This window comes from Janthinobacterium svalbardense (assembly GCF_002327145.1).
Taxonomy (GTDB): Bacteria; Pseudomonadota; Gammaproteobacteria; order Burkholderiales; family Burkholderiaceae_D; genus Janthinobacterium; species Janthinobacterium tructae.
On record NZ_CP023422.1, the window covers coordinates 3,186,083 to 3,210,161 of the forward strand.

Below are 24,079 nucleotides of genomic sequence, written 5' to 3' on the forward strand. Positions count from 1 at the left end.
CTGTCAGTGCGACACCAGCACCGGCAAGGTCATGTCCTGCAACACCGTGCGCGTGACGCCGCCCAGCAGCGCTTCGCGCAGGCGCATGTGGCCGTAGCAGCCCATCACGATCAGGTCGCACTGGCGCTGCGTCGCCATGGCCAGCAGGGCCGCGCCCACGTCCTGGCCGTGCGGCGTGTCGTGCTGCAGCACTTCGACGTTGACGCCGTGGCGCGCCAGGTACAGGGCCAGGTCGGCACCCGGCTGCTCGCCGTGCGCGGCCGGCTGGGCGTGCGAATTGACGACGGCCAGGGTCACTTGCCGCGCGCGTTGCAGCAGCGGCAGCGCATCGGTGATGGCGCGCAGCGCTTCGGCGCTGCCGTTCCAGGCCAGCAGCGGATGCTGCGCGGTATCCGATAGCGCGGCGGACGGCGCGTGCGGCACCATCAGCACGGGCCGGCCGCAATGCAGCATCAGGTATTCGGGCGTGCCGGCGATGACGCGCGAGGGCGTATCCTGCGCGTCCGTCTGGCCGAGGATCAGCAAGTCGCAATAGCGCGCCTGCAGCAGCAGCGCCCCTTGCGCATCGTCGTCGACGAAGCGCGTTTCGTAGGTACCCAGGCCTTCTTCGCGGGCGATGCGCTCGAATTCATGCAAGGCCTCGCTGGCCTGGCTGCGCAGCGCCTGCATCTGCGCCGGCGCAAACTGCAGCGCGTTGACGCCGCCGCCATACGCATAGCGCGAGAGGCCGCTCATGGCCGAACCGATCAGGTGGGCGCCTTCGGCAATGGCCAGGCGCACGGCCAGGCGGATGCGCTGGGCGCAGTGGCGGGAATTGTCTACGTGGACCAGCAGGGTAGTGTAGGGCATGGCGTTTTCCTCGGTTGTCTGAAGTCGGTTATCAAGTTTGCAGCACGTAGTTGCCTGGCGCGTCGCCCAGGTCGGGCCCCATGGCCGGCGGCGCCGTCTGCGCGCCCGAGCGCTCTGCCAGCCAGGCTTGCCAGGCGGGCCACCACGAACCGTCGTGGTGCGGCACGTCGCGCTGCCAGCTGTCCGCGTCGATGTAGGGCGCGTCGTGGGGGTGCGTGGCCAGCTGGTAGCTGCGGCGCGCCTGGCCCGGCGGCGAGACCACGCCCGCATTGTGGCCGCCCGAGGTGAGCAGAAAGGTGACGTCGGTGTCGGTCAATAGCTGCAGTTTATACACGGAGCGCCATGGCGCCACGTGGTCCGTCAGGGTGCCGACGGCAAAGATGGGGGCATCGATGTCGGGCAGGGCGATGTGCCGCCCTGCCGTGCGGTAGCGGCCTTCGGCCAGGTCGTTGTGCAGGAACAAACGGCGCAGGTATTCCGCATGCATGCGGCAGGGCATGCGCGTGGCGTCCGCATTCCAGGCCATCAGGTCGCTGTCCTGCTCATCTAGGCCGAGCAGGTAATGGCGCAGCCGGCGCGACCAGATCAGGTCGTTCGAACGCAGCAGCTGGAAGGCGCCCGCCATCTGTTTCGTGTCGAGATAGCCCTGCTTCCACATGGCCGCTTCCAGGAAGCTCACCTGGCTCTCGTCGATGAACAGCGACAGTTCGCCCGGTTCCTTGAAGTCCACCTGCGAGGCCAGCATGCTGAGGCTGGCCAGGCGCGTATCGCCGTCGCGCGCCATGCTGGCGGCGGCAATCGCCAGCAGGGTGCCGCCCAGGCAGTAGCCGGCCGCGTGCACCTGTGGCGCGCCTGTGATGCGGGCAACGGCGTCGAGCGCGTCCATCACGCCAAGCTGGCGGTAGTCTTCCAGCGACAGCTCGCGGTCTTCTTCGAGGGGATTTTTCCAGGAAATCATGAACACCGTGTGGCCCTGCTGCACCAGGTAGCGCACCAGCGAATTGTGCGGCGACAGGTCGAGTATGTAGTATTTCATGATCCACGCCGGCACGAACAGCAGCGGCGTGGCATGCACGGTCGCTGTCGCTGGTGCGTACTGCAGCAGCTCGATCAGGTCATTGCGGTAGACCACCTTGCCGGGCGTGACAGCCACATTCTCGCCCGCCTTGTAGCTGCGCTGGTCGGGCGCATGCGCGCCCATGGCGGCGCGGCGCCAGTCTTCGGCCAGGTGCTGCGCGCCGTTCGCCAGGTTGGCGCCAGCGCTCGCCAGGGTTGTTTGCTGCACCACGGGATTGGTCAGCATGAAGTTCGACGGCGCCAGCATGTCGAGCCACTGGCGCACGGTGAACGTGACGACATCTTCGTGGTGCGGCGAGACGCCGCGTACGCCCGTGGTGGCGCGGTGCCACCACTGCTGCTGCAGCAAGAAGCCCTGGTAGGCCAGGTTGTACGGCCAGCGCTGCCACGCGGGGTCCTCGAAGCGCCGGTCCTGCGGCAGCGGCGCGATGCACGGCGGCGCACCGGCGCTGCCGCTCTGCGCCGACTGCAGCGCAGATTGCAGCGCGTACTGCTGCCAGCGAGCGATCTTCTTCCACGCTTCCTGCAGCAGGGTCAGCTGCTTCGATGGTGCCAGCGCCAGGTGGCTGAGCCAGTCGGCATAGGCATTGCCCAGCGCGGCCGGCGAAATGCCGCCCGTAAACTTGCCCAGCCAGGCGTTCAGCAGCAGATCCAGGGTGGCGCCTTCCGGCGCGCTCTCCGGATAGTCGGGCACCGGCACGCCTTGCCAGGCGCTGCCCTGGCGCTCATGTTCAAGGTTTTGCTGCGCATTGCTCGCCTGCGTCTTGCTCATTCAGGACTCCTGTCATTTTTTTACAGGATAGCAAGAGCTCGTTTAAAAAATTATGATCTACATCAAATTTGCCCGGATGCGTGCAGCGTCTGGCTTGTCGCCTGGATGGCTGCGCCCGTTTCCTGCAGGAACAGGCGCAACTGTTCCTCCAGCGCAGCGAGCCGCGCCAGCAAAGCCGCCTGCGGGGCCTGTGCCGCTTCGCGCTCGATGGCTGCGGCGATGGCGACGGCGGGGATGGCATGGAAGTTGGCCAGCAAGCCGGCCAGGGTATGTGCGTGCCGGCTCGCGGTGGGCCGGTCGCCCGCCTGCAGGGCTGCGCGCAAGGCGGCCAGCTGCTCCGGCAAGCCGGCCAGAAAGGAGGCGCCGATGATGCCGATGACGTCGGCGTCGGCATTGGCCAGCGCGGCGGCGTAGTCGAAGCGTGGCGCGCTGCCGGTGGCCAGCGCTGCCACTTGCGGCGCCATGTCAGGCGGCAGCGGCAGCTTGCCAATTTGCGACACATGCTGCTCGATCAGGCTCTGGAAGGCGGCGGTGCGGAAAGGCTTGGACAGGTAGTCGTCCATGCCGCCGGCGATGCAGCGTTCGCGGTCGCCTTCGAAGGCGCTGGCCGTCATGGCGATGATGACGCTTTTCAGCATGCCTTGCGCTTCGCGCTGGCGTATCTGCGCGGTGGCTTCGAAACCACCCATTTCCGGCATCTGCAAGTCCATCAGGATCAGGTCGAAATGGCCGGCGGCATGACGGTCGAGCGCCTCGTGGCCGTTCGCCGCATGCGTGACCCGATGGCCCGCATTCGACAGCAGCACGGTGGCCAGTTCGCGGTTCATGGCGTTGTCCTCGACCAGCAGGACGTCCAGGCCAGGCATGCTTTCCCGCACGGCATGGCGCGTGATCACAGGGGTGGCGCCGGGCATGCCGCGGCAAGTGCCCAGCACGCTCATGGTGATGGCCAGCAATTCCTCGGGGCTGGCCGGCTTGAGCAGATAGCCGTCGATGCCCAGTTCGCGGCAGCGCGCCGCGTCCCCCAGGCTGCCGCTGGACGAGAGCATGACGATGGGCACCTGGCTCCAGTGGGGCAGGGCGGCCAGCGCCGATGCCGTGTCGAAGCCATTCATGCCCGGCATGGCAAAGTCCATGATGATGCAGTCGGCCGGCAGGGCGCTGCGGCAGTGTTGCAGCGCCGCCTCGCCCGACTCGCAGGCGGTGACGCTGGCACCGCTGTGCTCGAAGATCTTGCGCAAAATGGTCAGGCTGCTGGCATTGTCGTCGACCAGCAGGATCGTCCGCGCCGCCAGCGAGGCGCCCGGCGGCGGCAGGCAAGGCTGATGCTCGCCGATGGGCAGGGCCAGGTCGACGCTGAAGCGGCTTCCCTTGCCCAGTTCGCTCGACAGGCCGATGTTGCCGCCCATCATGCTGACCAGGCGGCGCGTGATCGACAGGCCCAGTCCCGTGCCGCCGAAGCGCCGCGTGGTCGAACCGTCTTCCTGCTGGAAGGCGTCGAAGACGGCCTCCTGCATGTCGGCGGCGATGCCGATGCCGGTGTCGCGCACGCACAGCTGCAGCTGGGCCATGCCATCGCCGCTGGCGCGCAGCCGGGCACTGACAGTGACTTCGCCGCGCGGCGTGAACTTGATGGCGTTGCCCGCCAGGTTGGTCAGCACCTGGCGCAGGCGGCCAGGGTCGCCGAGCAAGGTGTGCGGCAGCGCGGGATCGATGTCGAGCACCAGTTCCAGGCCGCTGGCCTGGGCCCGCATGGCTAGTGCGCGCATGGTTTCCTGCATCAACTGACGCAAGTCGAAAGGGATGCTTTCCAGGGTCAGCATGCCCGCATCGATCTTCGAGAAATCGAGGATGTCGTTGATGATGCACAGCAGGGCGTCGGCCGAAGCCTTGACGATTTCCAGGTATTGGCGCTGGTGGACGTCGAGTTCGGAGTCGAGCACCAGGTCCGTCATGCCCAGGATGCCGTTCATCGGCGTGCGGATCTCGTGGCTCATGTTGGCCAGGAATTCGCTCTTCGAGCGGCTGGCCGATTCGGCCACATCCTTGGCCAGCAGCAGCGCCCGCTCAGCCGCCTTTTGGCTGGAAATGTCGACGATGGTGCCGACCAGGCCGTGCAGGCTGCCATCGGACTTCAGCAGGGCAGCCTTGCTGAACAGCACATCGACTTGCCGCGTGCCGACGCTCAGCCGGTCTTCATACGTCTGCTTGCCCTGGTCCTGCAGCAGTTCCAGGTCGCGCCGCAGCACTTGCTGCGCCTCTTGCGGCGGCAGGATGTCGGCGACCGTCTTGCCCAGGATGTCCGCCTGTGTGCGTTGGAAGAAGGCGCAATAGGCGCGGTTGGCGCGCAGATAGCGGCCCTGCACATCCTTCAGGTAAAGGGGGATCGGGATGGTCTCGATCAGCGCGTCGACGAAGTTGAGGTTGTGCTGCAGCTCGCGCGCCGCCAGGCGCCGCTCGGTGATGTCGGTCAGGCTGCCGGTGATGCCGGCCAGCCGATCCTGTCCATCGCGTTCGGCGCGCGCGCACACATCGATCCAGCGCACCTTGCCGTCGCGGGTGACGTAGCGCGCTTCATGGCGCATGCTGTCCACCTGGCCACTCAGCAGCTGGGACAGGCCGGCGGCGGCGCGCTCCCGGTCGCGCGCATCGACGAATTGCAGCACACTCTGGCCAAGGCTGTCGGCGGCGCCGAAACCGGTGATGGTGTGCCAGGCCGGGTTCAGGAAGGTCCAGGCACCGTTCAAGTCGGTGCGGAAGACCACTTCATTGAGGCTGTTGACGACGTTGCGGTATTCGCGCTCGCTTTTCGCGATGGTGTCTGCCATGCGTTTGCTGTCGCTGATTTCCGTGCGGATGGCGATGTACTGATAGGGTTTGCCGGCGGCGTCGAGGAAGGGCACGATGGTGGCGTCGACCCAGTATTGTCCGCCATTCTTGGCGTGGTTGCAGATTTCCCCGTGCCAGACCTGGCCCGTGGTGATGGTTTGCCACATCTGCGCAAAGTAGGCGTCAGGATGCGTGTGCGAATTGATCAGGCGGTGCGTCTGACCGATCAGCTCTTCGCGCGCGAAGCCGCTGATGGCGCAGAACTTGTCGTTGACGTAAACGATGACGCCGGCCGTGTCGGTGATGCTGATAATGGCATGCTGGTCCATCGCAAAGCGCTGGTTCTGCAGTTCGATGCGGCGCAATTCCTGCTGCGATATCAGCTCGGCCAGCAGCGCCGAGAGGCCCTCGATATCGCCTTCCTGCGGCAGGTGCAGGCCGGAATCGTCGTTACCCTGCAGGCGCACGGCCGCCACGCGCAGCGATTGCAGGACGCGGTTGCGGCTGGCCAGTTCCGTACGCAGCAGGTCATTCGTCATGCTCAGTTCTGTCGAACTCAGTTCCAGGCTGCGCGAGCGCAAGTCCAGGTCGCGTTCGGCCTGTTCGTAGGCGCTGTCGATGCGCAGCAGCAGGGCTGGCAGGCCTGCCAGGAAGGTGGCCAGTTCGGGCGGCGTGCCCGCTTGCGCCGCCAATGCCTGGGCCTGTTCCAGCAAGGCGATGCAGGCGCTTTCCGAGTCGATATCGCAGACGCGGCTCAATTGGCGTGCCAGGGTGCGGTTCATGTTTCGCTCAGCACAGTCACGGTCATGCTCTGGTTATGCAGCTGGCATGCGCCATGCGGCTGCGTGATGCCGATTTCGCCGTTTGAGTAAAAGCCGGCGATGCAGGTGGCGCCGCTGCCCAGCACCTCGGCTACCGCTTCGACCTCTTCCTCGACCCGGTCGCCCATGACCAGCTTGCGCCCGACGCAGCTGACCAGCAGGGCCAGCTGGTCGCCCAGCGTATCGGCGTGGGCTTGGACACCGCGCGCGGCCATTTCGGCCCCGTCGATCAGCCGGTTGGTACTGGAATGCATCAATTTCAGGTAGCCGTCGGCGAGGATGTCACCGGCCAGCGTCAGCGAACCCTGTTCTTCATCGACGGCGATGATGGTGCGAAACACATTGCTTTTTTCATGCGCCGCCGAGAGCATTTCAAACGGGAACAGCAGCCCTGAGCCGGGCAGGTCGCGCGCATGGTCGCCCAGGTACAGTTTGTAGATGTCCAGCGCCCGCGCGCCGTCCAGGCCATACAGCACGTTGCCGACGCAGCGCGTCACCTTGCGCGCGGGGCCGAACGCTTCCCAGCCCGCATGGCTGCCGTAGCCGAGGCGGATATGCTCGCCGTACAGGCCGACGGCGACGATGGTATTGTCGGCCGCGCCGCGCGGACCGAGGGTCCAGGTCTGGCGGAAGGCGCCGCCGTCGGCGGCCAGCCCGCCCGAGATGGTGACGCCCGGCGGCAGATGCGCCTGCAGGCCGGCAATCAGGGCACTGCCGTTGATGGCCACGCCCGTGCCCAGCATGAAGACCGCCGCCAGGCCGTCCTGCGGCAGCGCCTGCGCCAGGCGCTGGCCCGCCTCGTGCGAATCCGCCATGTCGCAGATGATGGCGTCGGCAATCGCCACCGTGGTGTGGGCAAAGCCGATGGCGGTGATGACGCAGCTGTCGTCGTAGACGCGCTTGCCGGCGATCTCGCCGGCCGTGGAACAGCCGGCGATGACGGCGCCGGGCAGTTGGCGGCGCAGCGCCGCGCTCAAGCCGGGGGTGGCAAAATAGGCGCAGGCACCAAAGACCAGCACCAGGTCGGGCGCCATGGCGGCCAGGGGTGCCAGTGCGGCATCGATGTCGGCACGGTTTTTCAGGATCAGTTGTTGCACGCGCATGGCGGGGTCCTCGCTGACAGTGGGTGGGGGTGCTGCCGGACGGGGTCGGGCAGGCTGTTGCGGATATCGAGCACCTCGTCCCAGGCGCCCAGGAAGGCGTCGATACAATCCGGGCAGAAATGGCTGCCTTTGTTCTGTTGCAGGAACAGGCGCGCCTGTTCCACTGGCCAGGCAGGCTTGTACGGGCGTTCCGACGTGAGCGCGTCGAAGACATCGGCCACGGCGACGATGCGCGCCGACAGTGGTATCTGGTCGCCCGCCAGGCCGCGCGGATAGCCGCTGCCATCGTATTTTTCGTGGTGGCCGCGGGCGATTTCCTCGGCCAGCTGGATCAGGGGGGCATCGCTGCCGGCGAGGATCTTGCCGCCGATGTCCGCATGCTGGCGCATGATGGCCATTTCGTCGGGGTCCAGCCGGCCCGGCTTGAGCAGGATATGGTCGGGCGTGGCCAGCTTGCCCACGTCGTGCATGGGCGCCGCCTTGAGCAGCAGTTCCTGCCATTGCGCATCCAGGCCCAGCTTCCTGGCGATCAGCGCCGAATAGCGCGCCATGCGCATGATGTGGGCGCCCGTTTGGGGTCGCGGAATTCGGCCGCCCGCGCCAGGCGCGTGACCAGTTCCATCTCGCGCGCCGTGACGTTGGCGATGGCCAGGCTCACTTCATGCTCGAGCAGCTTGGCGCGGTCGGCCAGCATGGTCTGCGCCGTACGCAGCGATAGCAGATTGCGCACGCGCAGGCTGAACTCGATGGTGTCGACGGGTTTGCTGAGAAACTCCGTGACGCCGAGCGAAAAGGCCTGCTTGCGCACGGCGCGGTCGTTCTCGGTGGTGACCATGATGATGGGGATGTCGGCCATGCCCTGCATCTTGCGGAAAATGCCGAGAAACTCATTGCCCGACAGGCTGGGCATCCGGTAGTCGAGCAGGACCAGGTCCGGCACATGCGACTCGCACCAGGTCAACGCATCGATGGGGTCGTTCATGCAGACGGGTTCGATGCTGCTGGCCTTGCGCGCCAGCGTCGATAGCAGGCTCAGGTTAGTGTCGTTGTCATCGACGATCAGGATGCTCATGGTGTCTCCGGGGGCGGTCAGGTGGCGGGGCGGAATGGCGGCGGCTGCCTCAGGCCGCCAGTTTGCCCGTGGCTTGCACGCCCAGGCCTGACAGCAGGCTGTTCATGTCGAGCACGATCAGCATGCGTTCGTCCAGGCTGCCGATGGCGGTTACGTGGCCGGCCATCGCCGAGCCATGCAGCTACGGCGGGGGCTTGATCTGTGCCGGTGCCAGCGGCACCACATCGGCCACGCGGTCGACCACGATGCCGGTGGCGCCATGCGCGAAGATGAGGATGATCACCACGGTCGAGGCGTCATACGCGGGCTCGGCCTGGCCCAGCGCGATGCGCAGGTCGATCAGCGGCACGATGCTGCCGCGCAGGTGGATGAAACCCTTGAGGAAGGCGGGCGCGTTGGCCATACGGGTCACGGCGCCGTAGCCGCGGATTTCCTGCACCAGGCCGATGTCGATGGCGTATTCCTCATTGCCCAGGCCAAAGACCAGCAATTCCCGGCCGCCCGCTTGTGCCATCTGGCTCGCTGCTGCGGCATGTGTCGTAGTAGTTTCCATGTGCTTGCTCCTGTCAGGTGATGCGTGATGCATGAAACTGCGAGGGTTACCGGCTGGTGCTCAAATCTGCTCGGTGCGGTTACGGCCATTGCTCTTGGCCTGGTACAGCGCGGCGTCGGCTTGCATGAAACAGGCTTTCCAGTCGCCGTTGTTGGGCAGCGGCGCCAGGCCGATGCTGATCGTCGCCGTGATGGACGCGTGCTCGAAGTCGACGCACGTTGCGGCCACGGCAAGGCGGATGCGTTCGGCCACCTTGTACGCCATCGTCATGTCCGTATGCGGGAACAGCAAGCCGAATTCCTCGCCGCCCACGCGGGCGACGACATCGGATGCCCGTGCCTGGGACTGCAGCGCGGCCGCGATGGCTTGCAGCACGGCGTCGCCGGCGGCGTGGCCATGCTGGTCATTGACCTTCTTGAAGAAATCGATGTCGGCGATGCCGATGGTCATCGCACTGCCCGCGCGACTGGCCCGCGCGGCCGAACGCACGGCTTCGATCTCGAAGGCGCGGCGGTTCGGCAGATGGGTCAGGGGGTCGCTCAGGGCGATGCGCTGCAACTGCTGCCAGCGGGCCGCATTCTGCTGTTCGATGGCGCGTTCGTGGCGCTGGTCGATGAAAAAGGCGCCCAGATAGTTTTCGTCGTCCAGCTTGCCCAGGTCCATGGCCTTGAGCACGATGGGCAGCATCGTCCCATCGTGGTGACGGATGGCGAAATGGCGCTTGTGCCCGAGTACCGTGGACTTCCTGTCGCCTGCCAGATAGGCGCCGACCTGCGCGCCATGCTGTTCGCGCACGGCGTCCGGCAGCAGCGTTTCGAGCTGCTGACCCGTCAGGCTGTCCGGAGCATAGCCGCTCAGCGCATACATGGCGTCGTTCGCATAGCGGATGCGTGAACCCGCATCGATGATGATGGCGCCGTCATCGGCGGCGTCGAGCAGGCGCAAGGCCAGGATTTTGTTCATGTGCTTATCCCCTACAAAGAAGGCAGAGATGTCGGGCGATCGAAGCAAGGAGCGCTGCTGCATCGCCTTGATATTTCCTTAAGAGCTATCATACATCAAATAAAAATGATTTCAACAAATATTATGATTTTTATGATTTATTTGGTTTTTTCGCACAAAGAAATTCAAGTCTTGACGGATGTGGCAGCGTGTTGTAGGCATTTTTACTGTCTGTCAGGGCAAGTTTTCCGTCGTGTCGCGTGTATATTGATGGAAAAATTATTTTCTTTGCGGATTTATTTATTGTATTTGGTAAATTTATGCGGCAAAATGGAATGCATGCAGATCGGCACGCGTGTGGCGCGCCCGGCCTGACATGCCAGGCTGGTCACTGTGGATGGAGGAGACGGACATGCTTACGAAAATACCGGCAAGGGACAGCGAAGCGGAGTACAAGGACCAGCCGCCGTCCGCCAGCGCGCGCCATCCGCAAGGGCTGGGCGCGGACGTGTTCCGCTCACCCGCGCGGCGCCTGAAGGCGATTGCCTGCCTGGCCCTGTTATTGGCTGTGATACCGGCCGTGACCTGCATCGCCACGGGGCGCGCCGGCATGCCGATGTTGTTCAGTACCGTGTGCGGCGTGGTGTCGTGCGCGGCTGCGGATGGGGCGCTTTAGCCGCTTGCGCCGGTGGCCTGCGCCTCTTCGCTGATCCATGCCATGAATGCCTGCACTGCGGGGCGTGTGGCCGCATCGGGCCGCGCCACCAGGTAATACGCAAAGCGCGCGGGCCAGGGCAAGTCCAGCACTTGCACCAGGCGCCCGGCGGCGATTTCCTCTTGCGCGTACAGCTGCGGCACCAGGGCCAGGCCCTGGCCCGCCTCGGCTGCGCGGATCAACAGAAAATCATCTTCGAAGGCGGAGCCGCGCAGCGCCCGCGCCGCATCGGCACTGCCGTCTTGGGCGCCATGCGCTGCCAGCCACAATGGCCAGTCGGCGCGGTCCGTATCGTGCAGCAGCGGGTAGCGCAGGCAATCGGCCGGCGTGGCGATGGGCGGCTGGCCCGCCATCAGGGCGGGGCTGGCGACGGGTACCAGCACGGGCGCCATCAGGCGCGTCACCTGCAGGCCCGGATAGTCGCCCAGGCCGTGGCGCAGCGCCACGTCGACCCGGTCGCGGCGCAGGTCCACCAGTGCGGATGTCGCTTCCACGCGCACCTCGATATGCGGATGGCGCTGGTTGAAGCGGCCCAGCCGTGGCACCAGCCAGGCGGCGGCAAAAGTGGCCACCGTGCTGACGGTGAGCGTCTGGCGCCCACCCATGTCTTCCAGTGCCTGGCTGGCGCTGGCGATCTGCGCGAATGCGCCCAGTAGGGCGGGGTGGACCATGGCACCCGCTTCGGTCAGGCGCAAGCCCTGGCGTTCGCGGGTAAACAGGGGCATGCCGACCCGCTCTTCCAACAGGCGGATTTGCTGGCTGACGGCGCCCGACGTCACGTGCAGCGCCTCGGCGGCCGCCTTGATGCTGCCGCGCTGGCCCACTTCGACAAAGGCGCGCAGGGCCTGGAGTGGTAAAGGATGCTTCATCGATATAGTTTTTCTATAGTTGCGAGCGAAAAATCATCATTTCAGTTTCCCTCTTAAAAAACGCATTATAGGGGCATGCGGCGTTGTTTTGACGTCGAGTAAAACTATATCGATAGGATCTCCATGTTACTTTCACATAGGCAACTTTGCCTGGTTTTGCTGTGCACCACGCAATTCGTCGCCTTGCTCGATTTTTCCATCACCATGATTCCCTTGCCACAAATCCAGCACAGTCTGGGCTTTACGCCCGGCGGCCTGCAATGGGTGATCAATGCGTATGGCGTGGCCATCGCCGGCTTCCTGCTGCTGGGCGGGCGTGCGGCCGACATGTTCGGCCGCCGCCGCGTCTTTCTCATGGGCGTGGTCCTGTTTACGGCGGCGTCCCTGCTGGGTGGCTTTGCGCACAGCCCGGCCATGCTGGTGGCCACGCGCGCGCTGCAGGGCTTTGGCGCGGCCATGTTTTCGCCGGCCGCGTTCTCCCTGCTGCTGGCCGTGTTTCCCGAACCGTCACAGCGCAACCGGGCGCTGGGTGCCTGGACGGCCGTGGCGGCCAGCGGCTTTGTCGCGGGCCTGATCCTCGGTGGCTTCATCACGGACCTGCTGGGCTGGCGCTGGGTGCTGTGGATCAACGTGCCCGTCGGCTTGCTGGTGCTGGCCCTGTCGCCAGCCTTGCCCCTGGGCCGGCCCGATGCCGATACCGCTGCGGCTGGCGGCACCCTCGACGTGTGGGGCGCGCTGCTGGTGGCGTCGGGCGCGGCGACGCTGGTGTTTGCCTTTGCCAATAGCGAGCATGTGGGACTGGCGCATCCGCTCACCTTTGCCCTGGTCGCGCTGGCGCTGGCCTTGCTGGCGCTGTTCGTGTGGGTGGAGGGACGCGTTGCCGCGCCGCTGATGCCGCTGGCCGTGTTCCGCCGCCGCTCGACGGGCGGCGCGAATATCGTGTCCCTGCTGGCCAATACGGCCCTGGGCCCCACCTTTGTCGTGGTGGCGCTGGCCATGCAGGAAGTCCTGGCGTTTTCCGCCACGCGCACGGGACTGGGCTTGCTGCCGATGGCCGTCGCCTTTACCCTGGCCAGCGCCTGGGCCGGACCGGCGCTGATCGCCCGCTGCGGCACCAAGCCCGTCATCGTCGGCGGCATGCTGCTGTTCATCGGCGGGCTGGCCCTGCTGGGCGTGTCGCTGGCCATGCTCGCCACGTGGGGTGTATCCATCCTGCCTGGCAGCGTGCTGGCCGGCATCGGCTATGGCCTGGCGTTTCCCGCCTGGACCGTGGCCGGCATCGATGGTGTGCCGGAAGCGGACCATGGCCTGGCGGGCGGCATGCTGACCACCACCCAGGAAGTCGGATCGGCCGTTGGCCTGGCCGTGGGTGTGGCTGTCAGCATCGCCGTGCTGGCCGGCGGCGGAACGGCGGCACAAGGCTACAGCAGCGCCATCCTCGTTTCCGCCTGCCTGGTGGCAGCGGGCCTGGCGTGCGCCATCGCCATCCTGCCCGGCAAGGTCGCGCGCCAGGAGGCGGCAGCATGATGGAACTCTACACCGACAGCTCGCCGAACGGTTTCAAAGCCACGATAGCGCTGGCCGAACTGGGCTTGCCATACCGGCTGCGCCATGTGCGCATCGAACAGGGCGAACACCGGCTGCCCGCCTTCCTGGCCCTCAATCCGCACGGGCGCATTCCCGTGCTGGTCGACCACGACACGGGCATCAGCGTGTTCGAATCGGCCGCCATCCTGCTGTACCTGGCCGAGAAAACGGGGCGCTTGCTGCCCGCGCAGCCGCAGCAGCGCTGGGCTGCCATCACCTGGCTGCAATTTCACGCGGCCAGCATGGGGCCGATGCTGGGCCAGCGCGTGCATTTCGAGATTGCGGAAGGGGGCGCAAATGCGGCCGCCATGGCACATTTTCGCCAATTGAGCGAGGCCGCGCTGACCACCATGGATGGCCGCCTGGCGGACAACGCCTATCTGGCTGGCGACGAATATTCCATCGCCGACATCGCCAGCTTTGGCTGGCTGCATATTGCGCAGCTGGTCGGCTTTGATTTTTCCGCCTGGCCGCACGTGGGCGCCTGGTACGCCCGCGTGGAGGCCCGTCCGGCCGTACAGCTGGGCATCACGCTTCCTGCGCCTGCCACCGGAGCTTAAAACGCCTGGCTGACTGAATAAATCAGCAAGCCGGCCAGGCCGCCGACGATGGTGCCGTTGATGCGGATGAATTGCAGGTCGCGCCCGATAGCCAGTTCGATGCGCTCGCTCATTTCATCCTTGCTCCACAAGTCCAGGCGGGCGGCGATGAAGGCGCCCACTTCGCCCCGGTAGCGGCGCACCAGCGAGCCGCTGCCGGCGACGATGGCGTCGTTCAGCCAGTCCCGCGCGCTCCTGTCTTCGGCCAGCACCTGGCCCGTGTTGCGCGCCAGGCTGGCGATGGCTTGCGCCAGCACGGGTGCGTCCGCATGCAGGTCGGCCAGCAGGCGCATGCTGATGTTGCTCCAGACGTCGCCCAGCATGGCTTGCACGGTATCGCTGGCGACCAGTTGCAACTGGTAGCGGCGTACGCTGTCTTGCCAGTGCGGATCGGCCTTCAGGTGCAAGGCGCTGTCGGCGATCCAGCCGGCGATGCGCTGGCGCAGCGGGTGCTGCGCATCGACACGCACGGCGACGGCAAACTTTTGCAGCGAGGCGATCATGCGCGGCTCGTACGCTTTCACGGCTTTTTTCACCAGCGCGTTCTCGATCTGGAAGGCGCCCAGCACGAAGTCGCCGATGGCCGCGTGGTGTGTCTCGTCATCGAGGTAGGCGGCGCTGCGGTCGAGCATAAAGTCCAGCAGTTCCTGCGGCTTGCCATCGGCGATCAGCGCGTCGAGGCAGTCGGCCGCCACCTCCGACAAATTCATTTGACTCAGGTAGTTGCTGGCCTGTTCTCGCAGCAGGCGGCCCAGCGTGTCGTGGTCGGCCATCGCCAGCAGCTGTTTCGCCACGCCGGCGCTGGCCATGCCCAGTCGCTGCGCGTGGAGCTCGTCACTGAGCCAGGCTCCCAGGCGCGCGGCGGGGTCGGCTTGCACGATGCGCTCGGCGATGCCTTGCTCGGTAATGAAATGGTTTTCCACGAAGGCGCCCAGGCTGCGGCCGATGTCCGCTTTGCTGTTCGGGATGATGGCCGTATGCCACAAGGGAATGCCCAGCGGGTGGCGGAACAGGGCGACGACGGCGAACCAGTCGGCAATCGCGCCCACCATCGCCGCTTCGGCGAATGCTTCCACATAGCCCCAGGCGGGATGGCCGCCGCGCTGCGAGCGGGCCACGGCAAACACCAGCGCGGCGAGCAGCAGCAGGCCGACGGCCAGCCACTGCATGTGGCGCAGGCGCGCGCGCTTGAGCTGGTCCGTGCTCTGGTCCAGCTGTGCGATGAGGTCGGGGGAAGGTTGCATGGATGGCGGCCTGCGTTGGTTGCGAGACCGCCATCTTAACTGCGGCAGCGACAGGATATGTCGCTGCGGGGACTTTTTACTGCGGTGGGTGCAGCAGCGAACGGCGGCGCGCGTAGCCGAAGTAGATGACCAGGCCGATCACCAGCCAGATGCTGAAGGCCATCCAGGTGACCCAGCTGAGGAAAGTCATCAGGCCCACGCACAGGATCACGGCCAGCGCCGGCACATACGGCACGCCGGGGCAGCGGAAGGCGCGCGGCAGGTCAGGGCGCTTCTTGCGCAGCACCACCACGGCAATCGACACCATGGTGAAGGCGGCCAGGGTACCGATGTTGATCAGCTCGGCGAGGATGTTGAGCGGGATCACGGCGGCGATCAGGCCAAACACGATGCCCACCAGCCAGGTGGCGAAGAATGGCGTGTGGAAGCGCGGATGCACGGTCGACAGGCGCTTGGGCAGCAAGCCGTCGCGCGACATGGCGAAGATGATGCGCGTCTGGCCGAAGGCCATCACCAGGATCACGGTGGTCATGCCGAGGATGGCGCCCAGGTCGACGAAGCCGGCGATCCAGTTTTCACCCGCATATTGCAGGGCCAGCGAGACGGGATGGTCGACGCCGAGGAATTTTTGATACGGCACGATGCCCGTCATGATGGCTGAGACCACCACGTACAGCACGGCGCACACGGCCAGCGAGCCGATGATCCCGATCGGCAAGTCGCGCGACGGTTTCTTGACTTCCTCGGCGGCCGAGGTGACGGCGTCAAAGCCGATGAAGGCGAAGAAGACGAGGGCGGCGGCGGAGAGCATGCCATGGTAGCCGAACGGCATGTAAGGCTGCCAGTTGGCCGGCTGCACGTGGCGCGCGCCGAAGATGATGAACAGCAGCACCACGCCCACCTTGATGGCCACCATGATGTTGTTCAGGCGCGCCGATTCGCGCACGCCCCAGCCCAGCATGGCCGTCAGCAGCAGCATGATGACCAGGGCCGGCAGGTTGATGAAGGTGGTCACGCCGGGCAGGGCACCCGGCGCGGCCGTCAGGGCGGCGGGCAGGGCGATGCCAAAGCCCGCCAGCAGCGACTGGAAGTAGCCGGACCAGCCGACGGAGACGGCGGCTGCGGCCAGGCCGTACTCGAGCAGCAAGTCCCAGCCTATCATCCAGGCGGCCAGTTCGCCCAGAGTCGCATAGCTGTAGGTGTAGATGGAGCCGGCCACGGGCACGGTGGAAGCAAATTCCGCATAGCACAGGGCGGCGAAGCAGCAGGCAACGGCGGCCACGACGAATGACAGCGACAGGGCGGGGCCGGCCGTCAGCGCGCCCGTGCCGGTGAGCACGAAAATGCCCGTGCCGACGATGGCGCCTATGCCCATGAGGACAAGGTCGAACGGTCCCAGCACCTTGGCCAGTCCTCCCGGCTTCTTGCTGTGGGCGATCATGTCATCCAAATTCTTGGTTCTAAATAAGCTCACTGTGTCTCCTGGTGGTTTTTGTCATGGCGCCATTGCCGCCTCGTGAGTAGCACGACGCAGCCAGATTCTAGCCCACGCGCCCGTGATTCCAGAAGGAAAACTGTGCCGTGCCGTGCGCGCCAGCCCCGTAAACTTGTTCGGCAGGCAAAAAAACAGCCCCGGATGGTGGTCCGGAGCTGAAAAGGAGATTGCTACAAATGGTTACTTTGGTCTACTTTGAAAAGTGCGCTTCAATCTCTTCCAGCGTCTTGCCCTTGGTTTCGGGGAGCAAAAATGCTGCCGCCAGGAAATACAGCACCGTGCAGCCGGCGCCGAAGAAGAACAAGGTCGAATAGCCGTGCAAGCCCACGGTCGGCAGGAAGATGGCGGCGATCACCGTCGAGACGAACTGGTTCACCAGCAGCGCGACGCTCATGCCGTTCGAGCGGATACGCGTCGGCATCAGTTCGGACAGGGCCAGCCACACGCACACGCCCGGTCCCACGGCAAAGCTGGAAACAAACACGCAGATGGCGATCGCCACCAGCCAGCCGTGCGAGGACGAGGGCACGGGGCCCAGGCTGGCCTTCTCGATGCGCAGCGGCGCCTCGCGTCCGGCGGCCGGGTCGGCGAACGGGTTCAGGTGCAGCTTGCGGAAGAACGCGCCGATTACGCTGTCGGCCTGCACGGCGTCCGCGCGCGCGATGGATACCTGGCGCAGCACGGGGTCATCGCTGCGCAGGCTTTTCACGTTGGTGAAGGGGCCGTAGGCGTAGGCGATGGTCAGCTGCTGCGGCGTGCCGTCGGCCGCCGCGCCCAGCGCCGTCAAGGTGGGCGCATCGAGGTGCAGGGTCAGGCCATCGGCTTGTACCTGGGCAGCGATGGCGGGGCGCACATCGGCCAGGTGCGCTTCGGCGCTGCGGAACAGCAGCCCGGCCGCCAGCAGCGAGACGACGATGCCGCCCGTGCCTAGCATCAGCAGGAATTTGCGGCCCTTGCGGTCGACCAGCAGCACGGCCACCACCGTCATCACGGCATTCAGTACTTTCAATAACACATCCGCCATGTTGGCCGAGGCGCCCGACAGGCCAGCCTGGTTCAAAATATTGACGACATACGCGAGGATGGAATTGATGCCCGTCGCCTGCGTGCAGGCGAGGATCAGGCAAGCGAGCAGGAAGGGCAGCACGTAGCGGCGGCTCAGCAGCGGATCCCTGGCCTTGCCGCTGATCTTGGCCGCGTTTTCCGGGGTGTCTTGCATCTCGCGCAGTTCGATGTCGGCGGCGGCGGGCAGGCGCGTGCGCAGCAGCGACTGGCGCGCCTGCTCGATGCGGCCCCGTTGCGCCAGCCAGCGCGGCGACTCGGCCAGCAGCAGGGCGCCGATGGTAAACACCAGGCCCGGCGTCAGGCAGACCCAGAAGATGCTGCGCCAGGCGTGGTCCTTGGCCGTGAAGATGGCGGCGATGCGGCCCGCTTCCGGCAACGCTTGCGCCGCCTGCGTGGCCGTTTCCACCGTCTGCGCTTGCTGCAGGCCGATCAGGGCGGCGGCCACCAGGCCGATGGTCAGCAGCAGCTGGAACAGGGCCGCACCGCGTCCGCGCTGTTGCGCGGGCAGGCATTCGGCCAGGTACAGGGGCACGACGACGCCGATCAAGCCGCCGCTGATGCCTTGCAGCAGGCGGCCCAGCAGCAGCGGCGTGTAGCCGTCGGCCAGGGCGATCAGCGGGATGCTGGCGCTGAACAGGGCGCCGGCCAGGAACATCACCCAGCGCCGGCCGAGGATATCGGCCAGGGCGCCGGCGAACAGCGAAGAAAGGACGGAACCCAATAGCACGGCGGCGACGATAAAGCTCAGCTGTTGCGCCGTCAGTTTCCAGGCCACCGAGGCCGTCGATTCCAGGTAGGGCAAGGCGCCGGCGATGATGCCGATGTCTATGCCGTACAGCAATCCCCCCATGCCGGCAATAAATAGCAGGTAGCGCATGGCCCACACGGGGGCCTTGTGTGACGTGTCGTGCATGAAAACTCCGGGACGGGGTTGAGGTTGGGGGCTGGGTCTAGAGACTGAATCTAGCGGGTGGAAAGATCGATGGCCGCGCCTTCGACGAAGACGGACACTGGCTGTAACTGTGAATCGAGGACGACGATATCGGCCCAGGCGCCAGGCGCCAGGCGGCCCCGTGCGGATTCGCCCAGGTAATCGGCCGGATACAGCGACAAACGGTTCGAGGCGTCGGCCAGGTCCAGGCCCAGCTCGACGAAATTGCGCAGCGCCTGGTCCATGGTCAGCACGCTGCCGGCCAAGGATCCCGTGGCCAGGCGCACGCAGCCCAGGCATTTGTAGACGCGCTGCGTGCCCAGGCCGTATTCGCCATCGGGCATGCCGGTGGCCGAGGTGGCGTCCGTCACGCCATACAGGCGCGGGATGGCGCGCAGGGCCGCGCGCAGGGCGCCCTTGGCCACGTGCTGCAGGTCGGGGATGATTTCCGCGTATTCGGCATGCGCCAGCGCCGCGCCCACCATGCCTGGGTCGTAATGCGTCATGCCCGTCATGCCGTTGTACAGGTGGGTAAAACCGGAGACGCCGGCTTTCAGGGCCGCCACGCCTTCGTCATACGTGCCGGCGCTGTGGCCGATCTGCACGCGGATGCCCATCGCCGCCAGTTGCGGGATCAGTTCCAGGTGGCCGGGGATTTCCGGCGCCATGGTGAGTACCTTGATGGGCGCGATGGCGTGGAAGCGCTGCACCAGCGCCAGGCTCGCTTGCACCACGTCGGGCGGCTGCGCACCCAGGCGGTGCAGGTTCAAAAACGGGCCTTCCAGGTGCACGCCCAGCATGCGCGCGCCGTTGGCCGGGCGCTCGGCGATGACGCCGGCCAGGCCTTGCAGGGCGCGCAGGATCGACGGTTCCTTCGCCGTCAGGGTGGTGCCCAGGAGGGCCGTGGTGCCGTGGCGCGCGTGCACCTGCGCCACGCTGGCGCCCGCGTTGCCGCCTTCCATGATGTCGACGCCGGCCGCGCCGTGCACGTGCAGGTCGATGAAGCCGGGCAAAATGGTCAGCGCGCTGTCGGCGGCAGGGTCTTCTTGTATCTGGACGATGCGCTGGTCAAAAGTGATGGTGCCCGTGATCCAGCCAGATGGGGTAAGGATTCTGCCGCTCAGCATGTGTTATTCCGCTATAAAAAGTTCGATACCCAGCTTTTGCAGCCCTTCGCGGTACTCCTGGCTGATGCTGGCATCGGTGATGACGGTATCGACCCGGTCCAGCTGCACGATGCGGTGCAGGCTGACGCGGCCGAACTTGGAGGCGTCCGTGAGGACGATGATTTTCTTGGCCCGTTCCACCATCTTGTGGTTCAGGCTTGCTTCCGCTTCGTGGTGGGTGGTGACGCCAAATTGCAGGTCGAAGCCGTCCACGCCCAAAAACAGCTTGTCGAAGCTGTAGGCTTGCAAACAGGTTTCCGCCTGGCTGCCCTGGATCGACAGCGACTGCTTGCGCAGCAAGCCGCCCGTCAGGATCAGGTCCACGCCGGGCGCGTCCGCCAGTTCCCAAGCGATGTTGAGGCCATTCGTGGCCACCGTCACGCCGGTCGCATCGCGCAGATGGCGCGCCAGCGAGATGGTCGTGGTGCCCGAGTCGATGATGATGTTATCGCCCGGTTCCACCAGCCGCGCCGCATAGGCGCCGATACGCTCCTTTTGCTCGTGGTTGATGGCATCCTTCTGGCGTATCGTGTGTTCAAGCGGCGGCGTGCGCGTCAGGGTCGCGCCGCCGTGGCTGCGCGTGGCCATGCCTTGCGCTTCCAGCGCATTCAAGTCGCTGCGGATGGTGACCGCGGACACGCCGAGCTTTTCCACCAGATCGGTCACTTGCACCGAGCCCTGCTGGGTAAGCATGTGGAGGATGGATTCACGGCGTTGGCTGGTATTTCGCATGGTGGCGGGCTCAGTAAAAATGAAAATATCGAGCTTAACAGATTGCCGCTTCGGCAACGACGGGGACGGCCGTATTGCGGTTGCAGGCGCGCGCATATTGCGCCAGCAAGCTGCCGATCTTGTGCTCGATCAGGGCCGGCGCCTCGGCTGCCAGGCTGCCCTGCACCACGGCGGCGTACTGTTCCGGCAAATGCTGGCTCAGCAGCGGCAGCGGAATCGTCAGGGCGTCCAGGTTGGCCAGCAGCTTGTCGACGGTGGCCGCCACTTCCGGCTCGCCCCAGTAATAGCGGCAACGGTCGCTCAAACCGTAGCGGCGCATCAAACGCTGTTCTTGCGGCGTGCCCAGGTAATGCTTGATCCAGTGCTTCGGCTTGGCCAGCATCACATCGTCGAGCACCTGAATCAGTTGCGAAGTGGCGTGCGCTGGCAGCAGTTCCTGCTCGATCTGGCACAGCGCGTACAGCGCCTCGCGCAGGGCAAAGGTGGCGGCCGGCCCCACTTTCAGGATGGCGAAATGGTCGCGCACCATGGCGTGCAGCGCCGATTCGCGCTGGTAGTCGGTGGAATGGGCTTCGAACACGAGGCCAGGCTGCTCGGCGACGAAGGCCGACAGTTCGGTGGCGGCATCCGCATCGTAATGCTGGATGCTGCTCTGGTCGAAATCGACGCCAGGCTGCACCACCATGGCGATGACCCGGCGCCAGGCGCCATGCAGGTCGTTGTCCAGGAAGGCGCGGCGGTGCACGTCCAGCGTGCGGCGCGCGGCCTGCGGGCTGGTGACGGCGCCAGCTTGCGCCAACGATGCTTCACCGCCGGGTATCGGCACTTCCGTGCCGATCACGTAGACGGGCGGCGCGAAGCCGGCTGCGGCGGCGGCCGTTTCGGCGACGAGGCACAGGCGCGCCGAGCGGGCCGCCACGGTTTCATCGTCGAGCTGCAAAGGGTCATCCACGCAGCGCATGCTGCAATCGAGGTGGATTTTATGAAAGCCGGCCGACGCATACGCGGCGATCAGGGTCTCGGCGTGGGCCATCGCGGTGGCCGCATCGAGGTGCTGCCAGGCGTTCGGGCCAAGATGGTCGCCGCCCAGCACCAGGCGCTCGGTCGGGAAATCCTGTTCCCGCGCCAGTGCCAGCATGGTGTCGCGGAAAACGTTTGGTGTCATGCCCGTGTAGCCGCCGAACTGGTCGACCTGGTTCGAGGTCGCTTCGACCAGCAGCACGGTGTCGTACTCGCTGGCCACGCGCATGGCGGCGCGCAGCACGCTCGGGTGGCTGCAGCACACGGCGTACAGTCCCACGCGTTCGCCGCGGCGGTGCGCCTTGATCACTTGCTGGATCGGGGACAGGGTAAAGGTCGGGTTTTCCACTTGCTTCATCATGTTGACGCCTTGGTATGTTGTCGTATCAAAAGGGCCGCGCCGCGCGCGCCGCCGGCGTCGCCAAAACGGGGCGGCAAAATGGGCGGCACGTGGACGCCGGGGAACAGGTGGCGCTTGACGGCGGCCGGCAGCTTGTCGTACAGGTGCGGCAGCTTGGACAGGCCGCCGCCGAGCACGATGACGTGCGGGTCGTAGGCCAGCACCAGGCCGGCCAGCGCGTGGCCCAGCACGTCGAGGTGCACGGCGACCGTGCGCTGGGCCACGGCGTCGCCCATGTTGGCCCTTGCCACGATGGCCAACGGTTCGGTGCCTTCGCCGCCAAAATGCGCATATAACTTGCTCATGGCGGGGCCGGAGACATAGCGTTCCAGGCAGCCCGTCTTGCCGCACGGGCAGGGGTACTCGGCCAGGCCGTGCTGCGCCAGCAGGGTGGCGGGCAGGCTCCAGTGGCCCCATTCGCCGGCCACGCCATTCAAGCCGCGCAGCAGCTGGCCGCCGACGCAATAGCCGCCTCCGGCGCCCGTGCCGAGAATGGCGCCGAACATGCTGGCGGCATTCTCGGCCGCGCCGCCTTGCGCTTCGGACAGGGCGAAACACTGGCAATCGTTGCCGATGGCGACGGGGCGCTGCAAGGCTTGCTGCAGCGTTTGCGCCACCAGGCGGCCGTTCAGGGCCGGCACGTTGGAACTCAGTTGCCGGCCGCTGGCGCTGTCGATCACGCCGGGTAAACCGATGCCGACGGGCGCCGTCGTGCCCAGTGCCAGGTCGCCGCGCGCCACCAGGCCGACGATCGCTTGCACGAAGGCGGCAAAATCGTCGCCGGGCGTGGCCACCCTTTCGCGGAATACTTCTTCCAGCGCGCCATCGCGGTCGGCAAAGGCGACCAGCTCCATCTTGCTGCCGCCGATGTCGATGCCGTGGTAGCCGGCGGTATGATTAGAATTGGTCATGGCCATAGATGGTTACGCCCTGCACGACACGGTTGACGATGCCGCCGGCGAATGGATTGTCGGGGCGCAGTTGCAGCAGCGCGGACTGGTGCAGCGCATATTGCTGCGCCATCAGCAGCCACAGCGGGGCCAGCCAGGCATCGGGCCAGGCCGGCGCGTCGGCTGCTAAGTTGGCAGATAAGTCGCCGCCGATGCCCACAGTCAGGCACGTCTGCGCCACGCTGTCGCGCTGCAGTTCTTTCAACAGGTCGTCTTCGTACTGGCGCGCCAAGGGCTTGCTGCTGCGCAACAGGATCACCAGCGACTCCGTGGTGACGGCCGATTTCGGGCCGTGGCGGAAACCCAGCGGGGTATTTGCCATCGCCATCACGCGGCCACCCGTCAATTCCAGGATTTTCAGGGCTGCTTCCTTGGCCAGCGCTTCCAGCGGGCCGCTGCCCAGGTAGACCACGCGCTGTACGGGTGTCGAGCCCAGCTCCGCCACGGCGGCAGACCAGTCGCGCAAGGCGTGTTCGCCCAGCTGCGCCAGGGTCTCCAGGCGCGCCAAATCCGTGTCCTGGCCCAGTACCGACAGGGCCGCCAGCAGCATGCTGGAAAAGCTGCTGGTCATGGCGAAGCCGCGGTCGCAGCTGCCTTCCGGCATCAGGAGGTTATACGTATTGCTGTCATTGGCGCCCTGGCGCGCCAGCTTGCCGTCGGCGTTGCAGGTGATGTTCAAAAAGCGCGCGCCGGGCACGACCTGGCGCAGCAGTTCCACGGCCGCCAGGCTTTCCGGGCTGTCGCCGCTGCGGGCAAACGAGACGAGCAGGGTAGGGGCATGCGCTTCCAGGTACAGCTCGTGGTGCGTCAGCAAAGTCGTGGTGGCGATGGCGCGGATTTGCGCGGGCCAGGCCGCATTCAAGGTGTCGACGACGATTTCGCCCACATAGGCAGAGCTGCCGGCGCCCGTCAGGATGACGCGTTGCGCAGGATTGGACAGCGCGTCGCCCAGGAAGGCGGCCAGGCCGGCTTGTTCCTTGCGCAAAATGCCGGCCAGCGCGCGCCAGATGGCCGGCTGGTGGGCGATTTCCTCGGCCGTGTGCAGGCCTCCGATGTCGCGCCAGGTTTGAATGTCACGCTGAAGAAGGGTAGTCATGGAGTGTCAGTAAAGTGTTTGTTGGAGAAAGCATAAATACTAAATTTCGAAAAGTCAAATACGAAAGTAAAACGAAAGTAAATAGTTGCATGGCTTGCGAAATAATGTCGTTTTATCCCCATCCAATCGTGTTGCAGTGCCGCATGAAACCCTGTGGCGCTGCCGCCTGTCGCTGAAATGCGACGATAACGA

The 24,079-nt window shown here is 65.8% G+C and carries 21 protein-coding genes; 4 read left to right on the forward strand and 17 right to left on the reverse strand.

Annotation, left to right across the window (positions count from 1 at the left end):
* Window positions 1-3 precede the first annotated feature (3 nt).
* The 8 genes from CNX70_RS14240 to CNX70_RS14270 form a co-directional block, all read right to left on the reverse strand.
* Entirely contained in the window at window positions 4-849 is an 846-nt protein-coding gene (locus tag CNX70_RS14240; RefSeq protein ID WP_096235210.1) for a universal stress protein, read from the reverse strand.
* A gap of 31 nt (window positions 850-880) precedes the next feature.
* A complete protein-coding gene (locus tag CNX70_RS14245) occupies window positions 881-2,698 on the reverse strand; it encodes a PHA/PHB synthase family protein (RefSeq protein ID WP_208624415.1) in 1,818 nt (605 codons plus the stop codon).
* 62 nt (window positions 2,699-2,760) lie between these two features.
* Complete coding sequence (locus CNX70_RS14250; RefSeq protein ID WP_096235211.1) at window positions 2,761-6,309, reverse strand: response regulator; 3,549 nt, start codon at window positions 6,307-6,309, stop codon at window positions 2,761-2,763.
* On the reverse strand, window positions 6,306-7,451 hold the full coding sequence (locus CNX70_RS14255) for an FIST signal transduction protein (protein WP_096235212.1): 1,146 nt from the start codon (window positions 7,449-7,451) through the stop codon (window positions 6,306-6,308). The genes CNX70_RS14250 and CNX70_RS14255 overlap by 4 nt, the downstream gene beginning before the upstream one ends.
* Window positions 7,433-8,002 carry an HD-GYP domain-containing protein gene (locus CNX70_RS29225; protein WP_341865507.1) on the reverse strand — a complete coding sequence of 190 codons (570 nt, stop codon included), beginning with the start codon at window positions 8,000-8,002 and terminating at the stop codon, window positions 7,433-7,435. Before CNX70_RS29225 ends, CNX70_RS14255 begins: the two co-directional genes overlap by 19 nt.
* Window positions 7,981-8,523 carry a response regulator gene (locus CNX70_RS29230; protein ID WP_341865508.1) on the reverse strand — a complete coding sequence of 181 codons (543 nt, stop codon included), beginning with the start codon at window positions 8,521-8,523 and terminating at the stop codon, window positions 7,981-7,983. The genes CNX70_RS29225 and CNX70_RS29230 overlap by 22 nt, the downstream gene beginning before the upstream one ends.
* A gap of 181 nt (window positions 8,524-8,704) precedes the next feature.
* On the reverse strand, window positions 8,705-9,076 hold the full coding sequence (locus CNX70_RS14265; protein WP_341865509.1) for a chemotaxis protein CheW: 372 nt from the start codon (window positions 9,074-9,076) through the stop codon (window positions 8,705-8,707).
* Between the two features lie 60 nt (window positions 9,077-9,136).
* Entirely contained in the window at window positions 9,137-10,039 is a 903-nt protein-coding gene (locus CNX70_RS14270; RefSeq protein WP_167389662.1) for a GGDEF domain-containing protein, read from the reverse strand.
* Here CNX70_RS14270 and CNX70_RS28550 point away from each other — a divergent pair, their 5' ends adjacent.
* Both CNX70_RS28550 and CNX70_RS14275 read left to right on the forward strand, forming a co-directional pair.
* On the forward strand, window positions 10,040-10,393 hold the full coding sequence (locus CNX70_RS28550) for a hypothetical protein (RefSeq protein WP_167389663.1): 354 nt from the start codon (window positions 10,040-10,042) through the stop codon (window positions 10,391-10,393).
* Between the two features lie 37 nt (window positions 10,394-10,430).
* A complete protein-coding gene (locus CNX70_RS14275; RefSeq protein ID WP_157751020.1) occupies window positions 10,431-10,694 on the forward strand; it encodes a hypothetical protein in 264 nt (87 codons plus the stop codon).
* Here CNX70_RS14275 and gcvA read toward each other — a convergent pair.
* The gene (gene gcvA, locus CNX70_RS14280; RefSeq protein WP_096235215.1) at window positions 10,691-11,602 is read right to left on the reverse strand and encodes a transcriptional regulator GcvA; all 912 of its coding nucleotides are present in this window, start codon (window positions 11,600-11,602) and stop codon (window positions 10,691-10,693) included. The genes CNX70_RS14275 and gcvA overlap by 4 nt on opposite strands.
* Window positions 11,603-11,725: 123 nt before the next feature.
* On the opposite strand from gcvA, the gene CNX70_RS14285 reads away from it, so the two are divergent.
* Both CNX70_RS14285 and CNX70_RS14290 read left to right on the forward strand, forming a co-directional pair.
* Window positions 11,726-13,129 carry an MFS transporter gene (locus tag CNX70_RS14285; protein WP_096235216.1) on the forward strand — a complete coding sequence of 468 codons (1,404 nt, stop codon included), beginning with the start codon at window positions 11,726-11,728 and terminating at the stop codon, window positions 13,127-13,129.
* Entirely contained in the window at window positions 13,126-13,749 is a 624-nt protein-coding gene (locus tag CNX70_RS14290) for a glutathione S-transferase family protein (RefSeq protein ID WP_096235217.1), read from the forward strand. Before CNX70_RS14285 ends, CNX70_RS14290 begins: the two co-directional genes overlap by 4 nt.
* Here the strand turns inward: CNX70_RS14290 and CNX70_RS14295 are convergent.
* The 8 genes from CNX70_RS14295 to CNX70_RS14330 form a co-directional block, all read right to left on the reverse strand.
* Complete coding sequence (locus tag CNX70_RS14295) at window positions 13,746-15,032, reverse strand: DUF445 domain-containing protein (protein ID WP_096235218.1); 1,287 nt, start codon at window positions 15,030-15,032, stop codon at window positions 13,746-13,748. The genes CNX70_RS14290 and CNX70_RS14295 overlap by 4 nt on opposite strands.
* 76 nt (window positions 15,033-15,108) lie before the next feature.
* Window positions 15,109-16,506: a branched-chain amino acid transporter BcaP gene (gene bcaP, locus CNX70_RS14300; protein WP_096235219.1), complete on the reverse strand. Its 1,398-nt coding sequence runs from the start codon at window positions 16,504-16,506 to the stop codon at window positions 15,109-15,111.
* A 211-nt stretch (window positions 16,507-16,717) separates the two neighbouring features.
* Entirely contained in the window at window positions 16,718-18,505 is a 1,788-nt protein-coding gene (locus tag CNX70_RS14305; RefSeq protein ID WP_096235220.1) for an MFS transporter, read from the reverse strand.
* Between the two features lie 50 nt (window positions 18,506-18,555).
* Window positions 18,556-19,650: an N-acetylglucosamine-6-phosphate deacetylase gene (locus CNX70_RS14310; RefSeq protein ID WP_071077562.1), complete on the reverse strand. Its 1,095-nt coding sequence runs from the start codon at window positions 19,648-19,650 to the stop codon at window positions 18,556-18,558.
* Window positions 19,651-19,653: 3 nt separating this feature from the next.
* Complete coding sequence (locus tag CNX70_RS14315) at window positions 19,654-20,421, reverse strand: DeoR family transcriptional regulator (protein WP_096235221.1); 768 nt, start codon at window positions 20,419-20,421, stop codon at window positions 19,654-19,656.
* A 34-nt stretch (window positions 20,422-20,455) separates the two neighbouring features.
* Window positions 20,456-21,799: a D-tagatose-bisphosphate aldolase, class II, non-catalytic subunit gene (locus CNX70_RS14320; protein ID WP_208624562.1), complete on the reverse strand. Its 1,344-nt coding sequence runs from the start codon at window positions 21,797-21,799 to the stop codon at window positions 20,456-20,458.
* The gene (locus CNX70_RS14325) at window positions 21,799-22,752 is read right to left on the reverse strand and encodes an ROK family protein (RefSeq protein ID WP_096238465.1); all 954 of its coding nucleotides are present in this window, start codon (window positions 22,750-22,752) and stop codon (window positions 21,799-21,801) included. Before CNX70_RS14325 ends, CNX70_RS14320 begins: the two co-directional genes overlap by 1 nt.
* Window positions 22,739-23,887, reverse strand: coding sequence for an AgaS family sugar isomerase (locus CNX70_RS14330; RefSeq protein WP_096235222.1), 1,149 nt, complete (start codon window positions 23,885-23,887; stop codon window positions 22,739-22,741). Before CNX70_RS14330 ends, CNX70_RS14325 begins: the two co-directional genes overlap by 14 nt.
* Window positions 23,888-24,079 lie beyond the last annotated feature (192 nt).

What these genes read in the sequence shown, in the direction of transcription:
- CNX70_RS14270 (WP_167389662.1), bottom strand. Translation starts at nt 10,039, where the DNA reads ATGAACAAAATCCTGGCCTTGCGCCTGCTCGACGCCGCCGATGACGGC.
- CNX70_RS14285 (WP_096235216.1), top strand. Translation starts at nt 11,726, where the DNA reads ATGTTACTTTCACATAGGCAACTTTGCCTGGTTTTGCTGTGCACCACG.
- CNX70_RS14315 (WP_096235221.1), bottom strand. Translation starts at nt 20,421, where the DNA reads ATGCGAAATACCAGCCAACGCCGTGAATCCATCCTCCACATGCTTACC.
- CNX70_RS14295 (WP_096235218.1), bottom strand. Translation starts at nt 15,032, where the DNA reads ATGCAACCTTCCCCCGACCTCATCGCACAGCTGGACCAGAGCACGGAC.
- CNX70_RS14320 (WP_208624562.1), bottom strand. Translation starts at nt 21,799, where the DNA reads ATGAAGCAAGTGGAAAACCCGACCTTTACCCTGTCCCCGATCCAGCAA.
- CNX70_RS14255 (WP_096235212.1), bottom strand. Translation starts at nt 7,451, where the DNA reads ATGCGCGTGCAACAACTGATCCTGAAAAACCGTGCCGACATCGATGCC.
- gcvA (WP_096235215.1), bottom strand. Translation starts at nt 11,602, where the DNA reads ATGAAGCATCCTTTACCACTCCAGGCCCTGCGCGCCTTTGTCGAAGTG.
- CNX70_RS14310 (WP_071077562.1), bottom strand. Translation starts at nt 19,650, where the DNA reads ATGCTGAGCGGCAGAATCCTTACCCCATCTGGCTGGATCACGGGCACC.
- CNX70_RS14245 (WP_208624415.1), bottom strand. Translation starts at nt 2,698, where the DNA reads ATGAGCAAGACGCAGGCGAGCAATGCGCAGCAAAACCTTGAACATGAG.
- CNX70_RS14325 (WP_096238465.1), bottom strand. Translation starts at nt 22,752, where the DNA reads ATGACCAATTCTAATCATACCGCCGGCTACCACGGCATCGACATCGGC.
- CNX70_RS14250 (WP_096235211.1), bottom strand. Translation starts at nt 6,309, where the DNA reads ATGAACCGCACCCTGGCACGCCAATTGAGCCGCGTCTGCGATATCGAC.
- CNX70_RS14275 (WP_157751020.1), top strand. Translation starts at nt 10,431, where the DNA reads ATGCTTACGAAAATACCGGCAAGGGACAGCGAAGCGGAGTACAAGGAC.
- CNX70_RS14240 (WP_096235210.1), bottom strand. Translation starts at nt 849, where the DNA reads ATGCCCTACACTACCCTGCTGGTCCACGTAGACAATTCCCGCCACTGC.
- CNX70_RS29230 (WP_341865508.1), bottom strand. Translation starts at nt 8,523, where the DNA reads ATGAGCATCCTGATCGTCGATGACAACGACACTAACCTGAGCCTGCTA.
- CNX70_RS14265 (WP_341865509.1), bottom strand. Translation starts at nt 9,076, where the DNA reads ATGGAAACTACTACGACACATGCCGCAGCAGCGAGCCAGATGGCACAA.
- CNX70_RS29225 (WP_341865507.1), bottom strand. Translation starts at nt 8,002, where the DNA reads ATGGCGCGCTATTCGGCGCTGATCGCCAGGAAGCTGGGCCTGGATGCG.
- CNX70_RS14330 (WP_096235222.1), bottom strand. Translation starts at nt 23,887, where the DNA reads ATGACTACCCTTCTTCAGCGTGACATTCAAACCTGGCGCGACATCGGA.
- CNX70_RS14290 (WP_096235217.1), top strand. Translation starts at nt 13,126, where the DNA reads ATGATGGAACTCTACACCGACAGCTCGCCGAACGGTTTCAAAGCCACG.
- CNX70_RS14305 (WP_096235220.1), bottom strand. Translation starts at nt 18,505, where the DNA reads ATGCACGACACGTCACACAAGGCCCCCGTGTGGGCCATGCGCTACCTG.